At 45.7% G+C, this 14510-nt stretch carries 7 protein-coding genes; all 7 read right to left on the bottom strand.

Annotated features, from left to right (window positions below):
* Window positions 1-24 precede the first annotated feature (24 nt).
* Complete coding sequence (locus EL84_RS29030; RefSeq protein WP_047843969.1) at window positions 25-897, bottom strand: ABC transporter permease; 873 nt, start codon at window positions 895-897, stop codon at window positions 25-27.
* Window positions 894-1874, bottom strand: coding sequence for an ABC transporter ATP-binding protein (locus EL84_RS29035; RefSeq protein ID WP_017686951.1), 981 nt, complete (start codon window positions 1872-1874; stop codon window positions 894-896). The genes EL84_RS29030 and EL84_RS29035 overlap by 4 nt, the downstream gene beginning before the upstream one ends.
* Window positions 1875-1961: 87 nt before the next feature.
* Window positions 1962-3236 carry an ACP S-malonyltransferase gene (gene fabD, locus EL84_RS29040; protein ID WP_047843970.1) on the bottom strand — a complete coding sequence of 425 codons (1275 nt, stop codon included), beginning with the start codon at window positions 3234-3236 and terminating at the stop codon, window positions 1962-1964.
* A 30-nt stretch (window positions 3237-3266) separates the two neighbouring features.
* Window positions 3267-4337, bottom strand: a complete 1071-nt coding sequence (locus EL84_RS29045; RefSeq protein WP_047843971.1) for an HAD-IIIC family phosphatase — start codon at window positions 4335-4337, stop codon at window positions 3267-3269.
* 58 nt (window positions 4338-4395) lie between these two features.
* A complete protein-coding gene (locus tag EL84_RS29050) occupies window positions 4396-4629 on the bottom strand; it encodes an acyl carrier protein (protein WP_017686948.1) in 234 nt (77 codons plus the stop codon).
* A gap of 35 nt (window positions 4630-4664) precedes the next feature.
* Window positions 4665-5516: a 3-hydroxyacyl-CoA dehydrogenase family protein gene (locus EL84_RS29055; RefSeq protein WP_047843972.1), complete on the bottom strand. Its 852-nt coding sequence runs from the start codon at window positions 5514-5516 to the stop codon at window positions 4665-4667.
* Between the two features lie 27 nt (window positions 5517-5543).
* The gene (locus EL84_RS29060; RefSeq protein ID WP_047843973.1) at window positions 5544-14510 is read right to left on the bottom strand and encodes an SDR family NAD(P)-dependent oxidoreductase; all 8967 of its coding nucleotides are present in this window, start codon (window positions 14508-14510) and stop codon (window positions 5544-5546) included.

A 14510-nucleotide genomic window follows, 5' to 3' on the forward strand; every position in this document is an offset into this window, starting at 1 on the left:
CATTCTCTTTGGGATCAAGAATAATCAGATCAGGTTGAGACCTTTTTTCTTTGCCATCTTTTCTACCTTGCGCAGCATAACGATTGAGATGATTGTATACGAAATGGCAAAAAAGATGAGGATGCACCATTCCATCCAGATCGGTGCAAGGGGCACCCAATCTGTTTTGAAACTGTAATAACGCACCATATCATACCCCCAGGTATAAGGCAGGAGATATGCGATCCAACGAACGACTGCAGGAAACTGGTCCACTGGGAAATAAGCACCTGCTACAAATTCAAACATGATAAACAAAATACCCACAATGGATGAGACCTGGCGGTACAGAATCCCCAGTAGTGCAATCATGACGCCAAGCGCCATTAACGCAACGATGACCACAAGACAGGTGACTAGAATCATCATGGATTCAGCAAAGTTGAGACCTGCGTACAGAACAAGCAGGATATACATCGGTATGAACACAATGACATTCATTAATGCACTGGCTACAACCGTCCCCACATAATACGCATAGCGAGAGATTGGATTGCAGTACAGATACTCCAAAGTGCCGTTATGGAGATCATTCGTCACGGCACCGAGCGGAGCGTTTAACGCTACTCCATAGAACAGCCATACAAGGATTGCACCCAGATAAAAGATAAACAGGTTATCTCCTTGAAGTACATTCTCTCCCTCGTATACAACAAACGTGGACATCAGCAGGAAAAAGAGTACTCGTAGACCCAACTGTAGGAAGTTACCGAAGAAGTTGGGCAGATACCTTACAGCAATCTGCAATTCCTTCACGGTTGTTGCCCACACGACGGTGAAAAATCCGGTAGGTTTACCTATGGCTTGCAGCTTTAGGGTTTCCTGACCTGTCCCGGTTTTAGCGTATTCGATACTCACTGTTCTCTGCCTCCTGCCAATGTGTACTCTAAATTCTCGTCAGACTTCACATAGAGCTGAACAAACAAATCTTCAAGTGTTAGTTGTCTATGCTGAATGGTCGTATGGATATTGCCTTCTTTTAATTCACTAATAACCGCACCCATCCCGTCGTACAGGTTCGTGATTCCGAAGGAAACCGTGTCTTCCTCCTCACGAATAATAGTGGAAGTTACCTCCGGCAGAGCAGTGATTCGCTCCTGAATGGAAGGGGGCAAGTCTGCTCTGGGAATGTCGATGAATTCGACTGCGCCCAGATTGGATTTTAGTTCGGCAATTGTACCTGTTTTAAGGAGCGTTCCTTTGCGCATCAGGGACACACGGTCCGTCATGTCCTCTACCTCAGTCAGAATGTGAGAGGTCAGAATAATGGATTTCCCCTCATCCCGTACATAACTTTTAATGAACTCACGTACACGTCTGGAGATCACGGGGTCCAGGCCCTTGGTCGGCTCATCCAGATATATCACTTCAGGATCATGCAGCAGGGCTCGCATAATGACAACGGTTTGCTTTTGGCCTCCCGATAATTGCATAAATTGCTTGTTCAGATGTTCCGAGAAATCCAGATACGTACTTAATTTGTCAATCTGGTTTGAAATCTCTTGTTTGCTAAGTCCGGTAAGTCTTCCAAAGAATATCAAGTTCTCTCGAACCGTTAATCTCGCATAAGCAGAGCGTTCAGTATCTTGACCCACGTATCCGATTAGTCTTCTGATGATGTTCGCATCGGTATCCAAATCGTAGCCGCCGATATTGACAATTCCAGAGTCCTTGGTCAACAGAGTCGCCAGGACTTTAATAAATGTTGTTTTACCTGAACCGTTGGTTCCCAGAATTGTGTGGATCTCACCCTTGCGAAGCTCAAAGGACATGTTATCTAACGCTAGGTGTTTACCATAGGACTTCGTGACGTTCTCAGCGGATAGCACTCTCACTTGTTCTCCCCCTTTATGTATTGCCTGTATTGCTGAATTCATGGGAGGGCGAATACGCTATTGCAGCGCATTTCGCCCCTAATGTAATCACTTTACGCCGACAGCTTCGTGTACCAGATACTCCGCCAGTTCGTAGTGATGTCCAGTATCATCAATGATATGATTCATCCACTGATTTCTTTCTTTAACAGGTAACTTTTTGGTTTCAAAGATGCCCTTGAGCAGTTCCAACGCTTCTATCATTTGCTCTTTTGAGGGTTTGTCCCCCGCATTTTCAACCTGCTCCTGAATTGCCTGGATTCGTTTGTAACGCTGAACAACACCTTGTTGATACTCTGCTTCATCCCAATTCTGGTTCGGCGTTGCCACTGCAATTGCTAAACATTTAGTTATGACTGTGGGTACTCCTTTTTTCTTCTTGCCATCCGATTGAAACATGCTGATCAATTTTTGACGTTCCGCTTTTTCGCCAAAACAGAGCGAATTGATATCAGGACAGTTCGTTTTGGTCAATTTGTTCAGTACATTTTTGGGTCCCATTTCGATGGCAAGTGTGACACCAAAACGCTCAAGGTATTGAAGAATCCGTGTCCATTGCACAGGTTTGACCATCTGATCTGTCAGCAATCCCGGAATTCGCTCGACATCACCATAGGGTTGACCTGTAACATTGGATAGTACCGGCCATTTGAACATATTGTACGAATACTTTGCCAGTTCTTGGCCGAGCCGCTCTGCATCTTCCGCCATCAGCGAACTATGAATGGGTGCACTGGACATTAGGGGAGTAACCTGACCATCGGCATCCAATACGGCTGCTTCGATCTCCTCCAGTACGTATTGATGACCGGATACGGCAGCTTGTGTTGGCGAATTATAACAGGAGACTACAGCTACACCCTGCTCGCCGCTGTATTGTTCACAGAGTTGCTCCACGATGGATGCGTCAATACCGTCCATAATGGTCATGGATCCTGTGCCCCGATCAATATGAATCTGCATCATCGCACCGCGCAATTTGGTGATTCGAACAGCATCGGAAAATGTCATGGCGCCTGAACATACCAACGCCGAATATTCACCCATACTGTGACCTGCGCAGAACTGTGGTCGAATCCCCACTTCTTCCATATACACTCTGAAAGCCGCTACATTCGTTGCCAGAAGAGCAGGTTGCATGTTCTCATTCTGATTCAGTTCAGATAGACTTCCTTCAAAACATAGTTTTGCCAGATCCACACCTGCAACGTCACTCGCTTCCTCGTACGTTTGCTTGGCAATGCTATATTGATCATAGAAACTCTTTCCCATACCTACATACTGAGAACCTTGTCCCGGAAACAGCAGTGCTATTTTTTCCATGTCGTAACCTCCATTAATAGGGTTGGTGTATTAATTATTAATAATGTTCAGTTCCACATATGAAGGAATTTTCTGAATATAGCTCATGTCGTGTTCAAAAATGACAAGGTCCTCTTCCTGATGGATTTCTTTGAATCCGCCAAATTTATAGGTCAGATACATCATCCGATTACGATCGGTCATTTTGAATTCAGCCCGTATCTTGACCCCGGCTTCTTTCGCCTGTTCCAGGATATAATTCATGAGAATCGTGCCTACCCCTCGCGACATTACACGGCAAGACATCAACAGCAGCTTCACGGTCCAGTACTCCTCTTCCATCTCAAGCAAAGCGAGTCCAATTTTTCCATATGCTCCATACTTGTCTTCCAGTCCTGTAATGAGAAGTTTGTGATTAGGAGATTGACTGAGTTGTTCCAGATCTTCATAGGAATAGGTATACCCTGTGGTGTTCAGCTGATGAGTCCGCACCGTCAACTCTTCAGCACGCTGCAGATCATCTCCCTTGAGAGGAGATATCGTGAATGTCATGCCAAGTGAAGCCAGAAAGTCATCTTTGGGACCTGTGAATTCATCTTCCGCCTTATTACGGATCTCATCGCTTTTGTACATTAAACGGCGAAGTTTGGAGTCCTCCGTAATAAAACGGGGATTCATCATCTCCATGTCGGGAATGTCCAGGTACTGGGCAGCATCTATGCATCGAACTTCAGCATGCTCAAACTGTACCTCTTCCAGCTCAAACATCTGATCATCCACAAAAGCAACCGTATTCGCTCCGATATTAATGGAAGTTATGATGGATTGAATCGAGCTCGACTTGGAATTCCAGTGAATCTGGGGATATAGGAAGTATTCATGAATTCCGAATTCCTCAAGCTTCTCCATGGCTGTCTGATGGTCATTTTTACTGGCGATGGATTGCAGAACCCCACGCTCGTCCAGTGTCCGAATCACATCAATAATTCCCTCTCTCAAGACAACATTCTCATCTTCCAGAAGGACACCTTCCCAGATTGTATTATCCAGATCCCAGACGACCAGCTTCACCTTCTCTTGCTTTTGTTTGTCCATTACCGAACTTACCGATGGATCACCCATACCTGAACCCCTCCTTGGCATATTGTTCCAAACTATTGCTTTAAGCCCGTCAGGCAGTCTATGCTGTCTTTCGTTCAATCAGTTCATTAATCTTGTTCAACGTACGGAAGTTGCTCAGATCCATATCCTGGGTCTCAATCCGAATGTTGAATTCTTTCTCCAGAAACATCACCATCTGCATCGCAAACAGGGAATTGGCAAAACCCAATTCAAAAATATCCTCATCATCCTGAATTTCACGTTTGCGATAGAAACGACTCAGAAATGTTTTTACTTTGACCTTGGACTCCATGCACAGTCACCTCGTATAATTTATAGTCGATACACTTACAGAATCACGTGCTCAAAGAAGCCTTGACCGCTTTTTGCTCCTAACAATCCGGCATCCACCATCTTGCGAAGCAAGGGACATACTCTGTATTTCGGGTCCTGATAACTCTCATAGAGTACATCCAATGAATGAACCACAGTATCCAAACCAATCAAATCCGCTGTGTGAAGTGGGCCCATCTTATGTCCGAAACATTTTACGAATATGTCATCCACCTCTTCCGGTGAAGCTACCTGATCCTGAACGACAAAGGCAGCTTCATTCATGAGAAGATGGGATATTCGGTTAGATACAAAACCGGGAAGATCTTGTACCAGTATGGCTTCTTTGCCCATGGTATGGAGCAGGGATCTGGTCGCTTCAATCGTTGTATCCGAAGTGTGATAACCCTGAATAGCTTCGACTACGGGCTTTAACGGGACCGGATTCATAAAATGTACACCGATGACCTTGTCAGGCCGTTTGGTGATGGAACCAACTTTTGTAATCGAAATGCATGATGTATTGACCAAATAAATACAAGAATCGGGGCAATAGTTTTCAAGCTGTGCATAGACTTCTTTTTTCACATCCCATTGCTCAGGCACGTTCTCAATAATGAAATCAGCATCGCTGAGCGAATCGTAATGTGTCGTAAACTCCACACGTGAGAGCACCGTTTCCGGGTCTTCGGCCTCGGTATCCTTGTTGTAGAATCCCGAAAATCGGATATTGGTAAACAAGGCTGTTCTCGCCTGATCCAAAACTTCATCACTCACATCGATCAAAACCACGTTGTGCCGGGACTGGGCAAGGCTCTGCGCAACCCCTTTTCCCATGACGCCTGCTCCAATTACACCAACCTTCATTCCTATCAACGCCCCTCTGTGATCTGGCTAGAAATTGAAATTCACTTCTTCATCTACAGCTTCATCCGTGATATCCGTGACACGATCAACTTCAATATCATAGATCAATGTATCCGGCTGCTCTGAAACTATCTCAAGAATTTTCACAAAATCTTTGGCGATATATTCAGCTGTGCCAGGCAAGAACAAGCTTGTATTATATTCCAGAATAAACTCGATCGTACCGTCCCGCTCAATCGCATCCAGTGCCAGATCAAACCTTGAAACTCCACTGTCATAATCGATTAATGTGCCTTTGAAAGCCTCAATCTCTCCGGTGTACATCCCAACATTTTGCAGTGCAAAATACACATCAAACAGCGGATTTCTGCTCGGATCACGTGTACTATTCACAAGCTGTACAATTCGGTCGAATTGACAGTCCTGATGTGCAAAAGCCGATAACGTACGCTGCTTCACGTCCAGAAGCAACTCCCTGAATGAGTCATCTGACACAGGTTCGTTTCTCAGGACAATTGTATTTACAAACATGCCAATGGTGGCATCAAAGTTACCCTGCTGGCGACCCGTTACAGGCGAACCGATGAGTATATCACTCTGGTTCGTGTATTTATGCAATAGGACATTTAAGGCGGATAAGAGTAACATGTATAGCGTGGTTCCTGTACGTGCTCCGAGCTTGCCTATACGTGCAGTGAGTGCTTCGTCAGCATAAAAAGTCATTTTGGCTCCATCATAGGTTTTTCGATCAGGTCGTGAAAAGTCTGTTGGAAGTTGCAGTGTCGGCAATGGTCCTTTCAGCGTTTCCAGCCAGAAGGCTTCCTGTGATTTAATCGAATCCGATTGCTGATACTGATTGCTCCACTCCGAGTAATCCCTATACTGATAAGGAATATTCGGTAGTGGTGAACCACTGTACATTGACGTGATTTCGTGCATCATATTGTCCATCGACATGCCATCTGTAACCAAGTGATGCACATCGAACATCAACAGATAGCGACCGTCATCCAACGAACCAACAATCATGCGGATCAACGGTGCCGCTTCCAGATCAAACGGTCGGACAAACCGCTTCACTACATCTTCCACTGCTTCCGTTCCACGAATGACATCTGGCAACATTTCAATTGAAAAATCCACGTTCTCGTGAATTCTCTGAATCGGCTCTCCTTGTTCCCAGTGAAATGATGTACGGAACGATTCATGGCGCTGAATCAGAGTGTTCATATAACCGTTCAACGTCAATGGGTCAAAATTCCCCTCCATAATCAACGCTTTGTTCAGGTTATAACTGATGTTGTCCGGGTCCTGAGTGCAAAGGTAGAATATCCTTTTTTGAGCTGATGAAAGTGGATATTTTTCTTTGGCTTCTGCATGAGGAATGGACTGTTGTCCGACTGTTGCACTCTCCACATCGACCAAAGATTGCAGGTGAACTCCCAGTCCCCAGATCGTCGGATATTGCAGCACATCCGACGGATTAACCTGTATCCCCGTTTCCCTGTATATATCCGATGCCATCTTGAGCCCAATAATGGAATCTCCACCATATTCGTAAAAATCATCATACAGATCCATTTCTGTCAGTCCCAAATGAAGTGACCAGATCCGGGATAACATCTGTTCCATGGCTGTATATTGACCATCATTGCGGCCGTGTAATGAGACTTCTTTGTTCAGCGTTGCCTTTCTCATCTCCACTTCAGCAATCACGCTGGCACTTTGATCCTGAATCGTGTTGTATACTTCCTCCGACATCATCATTGGCATATCACCTACGTAGGCCATATATTCCGAGTCATAATTCAGTTCACCGATGATAGATCGATGCACTTTACGCTGAAAAGCCTGGTCAAAGGCCTTTAATGCAGACTTTGTTAAAACAGACTTGAATACCATGTCATCATTTACGCCAAAATCTTTGGCCATCCCGGTCTCTTTCCAGGCCACCCAATTGATCGTTAACGTTCGTCCGCCCCTGCGATTGCGATACGCTGCATAAGCATCCAGATAACTATTCGCTGCTGAATAATCTCCTTGACCCGGAGAGCTGAATAATGTTGAAGTGGTTGAGAACAGAACAAGAAAATCAAGAGAGTCTTGGGCTGTTGCCTGATCCATATTCCAGGTTCCCTGGACTTTCGGAAGCAACACACGGTTAAAGGTCTCCGCATCCTTGGATGCAAGGAACCCCTCACCGGCTACCCCTGCACCATGAACAATGCCATCCACTTTGCCGTACTGCTCTCTGATGTTCTCCATGAGTCTTGATACTTGTTGAAGATCACCTGTATCCACGCTGTAGAGACCTACTGTGGAACCTTTGGTCTCAATCGAATGTATCCATTTAATTTTGTTGCATTGCTCCAGATCCTTGTTATCCTCCAAAATGGCTGGCCATGTTTCCCGATCAGGGAAATCCGATCTGCCTGCAAGAATCAAGGTAACGTTGTGTCTGTTGGCAAAATGTTCTGTGAATGCTCGGCCAATGCCGCCCATTCCACCAGTGATGAGATAGACCCCTTGCTCCTTAATGGTTACTTCAGAGAGCTCAGCTCCCAACAGATCTGTCTTCCTAAACTCTTCCACATATCGTTGACCCTTCCGATAAGCAGTGGAGTAGAAAACATCATCTGCATTCATTGCATTGAGCAAAATAGGAATAGCGGTGTCATCATCTATATCCATGACTTTGCATTCCAGCTGAGGATGCTCTTGTCCAATCGCTTTGCCCAGGCCAAACATCGTTGCATATTCAGGAGCAAGATGTGATTCGTGGCCGCTAACTTCGTGAACGTACTGGGATAACAGAACAATGCGCATTCGATTTCGCAATCCTGCACCTGCAATGGCTTTTGTAAGGTAAAACAAGCTATGCACACCTCGGCATAAGGCATCCTCCAGTTCCTTCGGACTCTCAGGTGCTGTATGACCATTTATGGTAAAGGTATGAATAATCTGATCTATTCTGTGGTTCTTCGTAGCCTTCAATAATTGCAGATACTGCTCCTCCGAACCATCGATCTGATATTGAACCGGAGAGATCTTCGCATATGTTGCACCAAGAGTAACTTCAATTACATGTGCTCCACGTTCAGTAAGTTCCCGGGAGAGACTGTCACATAACGGAATTGTCCCCTTCAAAAGCAAGACGGTTTGCGGATTCGGAATGAGCCGCTCAGGATTACTCGCTTCCACCCAGCCAATGGTGTAATGCATCGTTGGTTCTTCCTTCTGCACAACGGATGGTTGAACCGCAACTCGTTCGGGAATATCAATCCAGCAACGATTGCGCTCGTAAGGATACGTTGGAAGATGGAGCCGGAAGGTTTCCTCTTCTGCGTACAATCTGGACCAGTCAATATCGGCCCCCTGTGTATAAAGAATCGATATTTCCTCCAAGTGCTGATCTTCCCATCCGTGCTCGTTAATGAGCTTCAGTACCCTGTCTGCTTGCTCGTTTAATTCACGAAGTTTTTGTTCCGTCAATTCGCCAACACCCGGCTCCTTCGTCTCAGGAACCATTCGATGTTCAGATGCATAAGCAACGGGCGGTTTAATCTCGCTAAACGGGCACCCACGCAGCTTGTCCAATCGGGATACCAGCTCTTCTTTGTCTTTAAAAGGAATGGCGATACGCAACTTGTAGTGTCCTCTTCCCTGAGCAGCTGTTCCGCACAGGCTTAACAAATCCAGTTCATCGTAACTATCGAGATAATCATGATAAGCTGCGATCAATCTGGATAGAGAGTCTTTACTTTTGGCGGAAAGAGGCAAAATATAAGGTCTGCGTTCCTCTGCTTGGACAAATGTCTGCACTGGGGCCTCTTCCAGGATAACGTGACAATTGGTTCCACTAATCCCGAAGGCGCTAATCCCACAACGTCGCGGTCCTTCCTCTGAATGCCACGTACGAAGACGGGTATTCACGAAGACCGGTGAATTGGAAAATTCAATCATTCGATTAGGTCGATTAAAGTACAGTGTGGGAGGAAGCTTTTTCTCACGCAGCGCCATGACCGCCTTCACCAAACTAATCACTCCAGCAGCCTCCGAAGAATGCCCCAAGTTGGTCTTGATGGAACTCACCGCACAGAACTGCTTGCGATCTGTGTAGCTCGACAGTGCATCGGATATGCCCTTAATTTCAATCGGATCTCCCAATGTCGTGCCCGTGCCATGTGTTTCAATGTAGGTGATTGTCTCCGGTTCGACTCCTGCATCCTCCAAAGCAGATATAATAACCTCTGTTTGAGATGCCGGATTAGGTGCCGTGATGCCTATTGAACTGCCATCCTGATTCACAGCCCCGCCTTTAATTACAGCATGGATCGAATCATGGTCATCCAATGCCTGCTGAAGTGATTTCAGCAGTACCACTGCAACCCCTTCTCCAATACCTGCTCCATCTGCTTCATCATCAAAAGCTTTGGAGCGATGATCTGTAGACTCAATGCCAAGTTTCATATTTTCATCATCCACCGGACACAGATTAATCTTGATTCCGCCAGCCAGTGCATAATCACATTGTCCGCTACGAATAGCTTTGCAAGCCATGTCTACAGACACCAATGAAGATGAACAGGCCGTATCAATAACCATGCTTGGGCCTTTTAGATCCAATAAATATGAGATCCGGGCAGACATCATTGCTGTCAGATTACCCACCATGGAGCTTGATCCGCTCCCAGGATAAACTTCATATAAGAGACGTGCATACAGATCTCGCAAGGTTGCCGCATATCCCAGATATACGCCTGTTTTACTACCGCTCAATCTGGTGCCGCCATACCCTGCATCCTCAATTGCAGTCCACGCAGCTTCAAGAAATAATCGCTGATTGGGATCCATTAGACTTGCTTCCTTGGGCGATAACCGAAAGAAACCTGCATCAAACTTGTCTATGTCTTCCAGATACGCGTTCTCGTTGTATTTCATCTGTGTCTGGTCATGACCTGTGAACGCAAAATGCTTGTCAATATCCACTTTTCTCGATTCCGGAAACGACCGAACCAGATCCGTGCCGTTGACGAGATGCGCCCACAGCTCCTCAGGTGTGGAAGCAAGCGGCACATTCACAGCCATGCCGATAATCGCAATATCTCCATCTCGTTCCGCCGCAGTACGCTTCTTGAGATGCATCGCTGGAGAAGAACGCTGTTCCTCCTTCTTGTTTTTTCCACCGATAAATTTTGCGAGATGATGTACATTCGAGTATTCGAACAGGTCCGTAACATTAATGGCTCCTGGAAAAATTCGCTCAATCTCACTCTGAATTTTCATTAGCAGAATAGAGTCCGCACCTAGCTCAAAGAAGTTGTCGTGAATATCAATTTGATCAAAACCTAATATTTTTCTGCAACATTCGGCCACACGTTTTTCCGTATCACTAAACTCTTCGTTGAGACTTCCTGTCAGACTTACTTCTCCTGCTGGATTTGTTGTTACACTCTTTGCTTTGTTCGCTTTTTCCTGCTTCTTTTTTTCCTTAAATAGTTCAATTTGCGCAGTCAGCACAGGAGAGAGCATCACCCCTGATTTTTCGAGCAGGAAGACTCCACCGTTCTCATAATTGAGATAACCTACAAGTGCTCTCGGTACATTATGGGATAACACCTGCTCAAACCCTTCAAGAGCCTTACCCGTTGGCAACGTCTTAAAAATGGTATCGATTGTGAAACCACCTTCAAGGGCCATACCGGTTTCTTTCCAGGTCGTCCAGTTCACCACATGTGTCCTTCTGCCGAGCTTGTTCCGATATTCCCCGTAGGCATCCAGATAAGCATTGGCTGCGGTATAATCTCCTTGAACGGCTCCGCTAAACATCGTTGCTACCGAAGAAAACAGAATAAAGAAGTCCAGATCATCCGAATGGGTAACTTCATCCAAAATACGTGTACCCATCACCTTCGGATTGAAAATGCTTTTAAACTGGTCATCCGTACGATTCATCAACAGGTCGGATCTTCCGATTCCCGCGCCATGGATAACCCCCCGGATCTTCCCATGACGTTGACGCAGCTCTTCTACAATTGGAACTACCTCTTCTTTTTTGGAAATGTCAGCGCTGTATATTTCAACGGTAGCTCCCATATTTTCAATATCAAGAACTCCCTGAATCTTTCGGCATAACGACTGATCCTGCTTTGCTTCCAAAATTGCTTCCCATGTTCTCCGGGGTGGAAAGGCAGTACGATTAATCCAGGCCAGATGTACCTTGTCCCTGCCAGCCAAATATTTGGATACTTCAATCCCGATACCTCCGGCTCCACCAGAGACAAGATATATCCCTTCTGAATGAAGAGCCGGAAATTGTCCATTGTTACTGTCCGACTCTGCAACAGGCTGGAGTGTACCGAATGACTGAATATACCGTTTTCCGTCTCGAATGGCGGTAAGGAATTGATCTGTTTTTCTGAAAACAGACTCTGCACTCCCCTTGCTCCATAGCGTATCTTCCAGATCGATAACTCGACATTGTATGTTCAGATGCTCCTTACGTATGACCTTGGCAAGACCTTCTAGGGGTGCGAGTTCGGGTCTAAGAATCTGTTCTTTGCCTGTGACATGATGGACGCATTGGGTCAAAATCACCATATCCATATCATAATCAATACCATGTCTGGTCAATGAACGAACCAGATACAGCAGGCTGTAAACGCCGCGTTCCTGTGATTCATTCAACTCCACCAGATTCTGAACAGAAGTGTCCGAAGCAAAGGTAGGTGCGTAGATGACCTGTGACCATGATTTTGAATCCAAAGCATTGACTAAAGAATCAAAATCGACCTCTTTGGAACCAATTCGAAAATCAGTATCGTTCCTCTGTTCATAGTAATCTCCCGGGCAAACCTTAATGACGTCCTTACCCGATTGTTGCAAAAGCAATGCAAGGTCAGCCCCACCTTTGTCATCAGCCGTAAAGAGTACAACTCTCTCGCTTGAATGAACTTCGTTATCCTCGTAATCTCCCTCAAGCTCATGCCACGTGAGAGAAAACAATCCGTTATCATGGTGGACAATTTCTTCTGCAGGCCTGCTTCCCATGTCAATCCAGCATTTCTGCGAATCAAAAGGATAACCCGCCAGAGGTACGGTCTTCGTAGACTTGCCCTCATAAAGACGCCACCAGTCCACGGATGCTCCTTGCACGTAAAGAGTACACAGTCGCCCCCAGTCGAATGTAGCCTCATTCATCTGGTTCAATTCTTGCCGGACCTCTTCGCTTAACGCACGAACGTTTTTCTGAGTAATATCATGTACCCCTGAAACTTCCCTATTGTCGCTGATCAGTCGGTGTTCCCCATAATGAAACCAAGGTGCTGTGAACGTATGAATGTCTCCAGATATAACCTGGGTCAGCTTAATGCGCAAATCCTCCAAATGTTCAGCCAAAATGATCACTCGGTGAGCATAATGTCCACGACATGCATTGGCTGTTCGACACACATCCAGTAATGAATACCTGTCGGGGAAGGTAGATACTCCGTCCAGATACTGTTTCATGAGAACTTGAATTCCATGATCTGATCCCGCAGACAACGTGAATGGATGAACACCCGTATGCCCATCATGCGTAACGGTCAAAGTGGCCTGTACAGGAGCTTCTTCCAGCACCATATGACAATTTGTTCCGCTCAAACCAAATGTACTTATCCCGCATCTACGCGGATCAGCACCTCGCTCCCACTCTCTTAACCTTGTATTGACATAGACGGGTGAATTCCCGAAATCAATATTCAGGTTTGGATAATTAAAATGAAGGGAAGGCGGGAGTTTCCGATGATACAATGATAAAAGTCCTTTAATCAGACTGGCCATACCTGCTGTTTCATACAGATGCCCAACATTGGTTTTGACCGAACCAATTGCACAAAATTGCTTTTTATTCGTATATTTTCGAAAAGCACGTTCCAGCCCCTGAATCTCGATAGGGTCACCCAGATTCGTTCCTGTTCCATGGGTTTCAATATAGGCCAAGGATTCCGGGTGGATGCCTGCTCGCTTCCACGCTTCCTCGATTACTTCGGATTGAGCAACCGGATTGGGGGCCGTGATGCCCATGGACGTTCCATCCTGATTCAAAGCGATGCCTTTGATTACACCATAGATGTGGTCTCCATCCTTCTGAGCTTGACGAAGCGGCTTCAAAATTACTGCAGCCACACCTTCACCCATACCGGACCCATCTGCTTCTTTATCAAAAGCTCTTGTCCGGTAGTCGGTGGATTCAATCCCAATCTTCAGAAAATCATTGTCCACTGGCAAAATATCCAGCTTAACTCCTCCGGCAATCGCCATGTTGCAATCCCCGTTCATCAGCGATTTACAAGCCAGATAAACGGATACCAACGAGGACGAACAAGCCGTATCCACTACCATAGTCGGGCCTTTTAGATTAAGCAGATACGAGATGCGGGTAGGAAGCATTGACGCGATATTTCCAGTCATCGCAATAGACAACTCTTCCGGATTGGTATCCTTGATCATTTCCTTATAGTTGTTACTATTGGCAAATCCGGTAAAGACGCCGGTATTACTTCCTGCAAGCCTTTGCCCGCCGTAACCGGCATCTTCGATGGCATGCCATGCTGTTTGCAAAAATAAACGATGACAAGGGTCCATCAGACTGGCCTCTTTTGGCGAGAGACGGAAGAACTTATAATCGAATTGATCCACTTCATCCAGAAAAGCTCCATCCAGATATTGAAGGAATTCGTCTGAATATCCGCTTAGTTTGAGGTACTCATCCGTTACAGATTTTCGATCAGATGGATAATCACCTATGCAATCAATCCCCTGCTCAACAATGTGCCAGTATTCCTCCGGACGATTCGCATGGGGAAATTTAAGGCTCATGCCTATGACTGCTATATCCTCTTGATGATTTGCTTCTTCCTGCTTCAGCAGATTGATGACCTGAATCCCCGTCACTTTGTCAATTTTGCCGGAGGCTATGTTTTCAACAACATGTTTGTAGACTTTCTCCAC

The sequence above is a fragment of the Paenibacillus sp. VT-400 genome (assembly GCF_001029205.1).
In the GTDB taxonomy this organism is placed as follows: domain Bacteria; phylum Bacillota; class Bacilli; order Paenibacillales; family Paenibacillaceae; genus Paenibacillus; species Paenibacillus amylolyticus.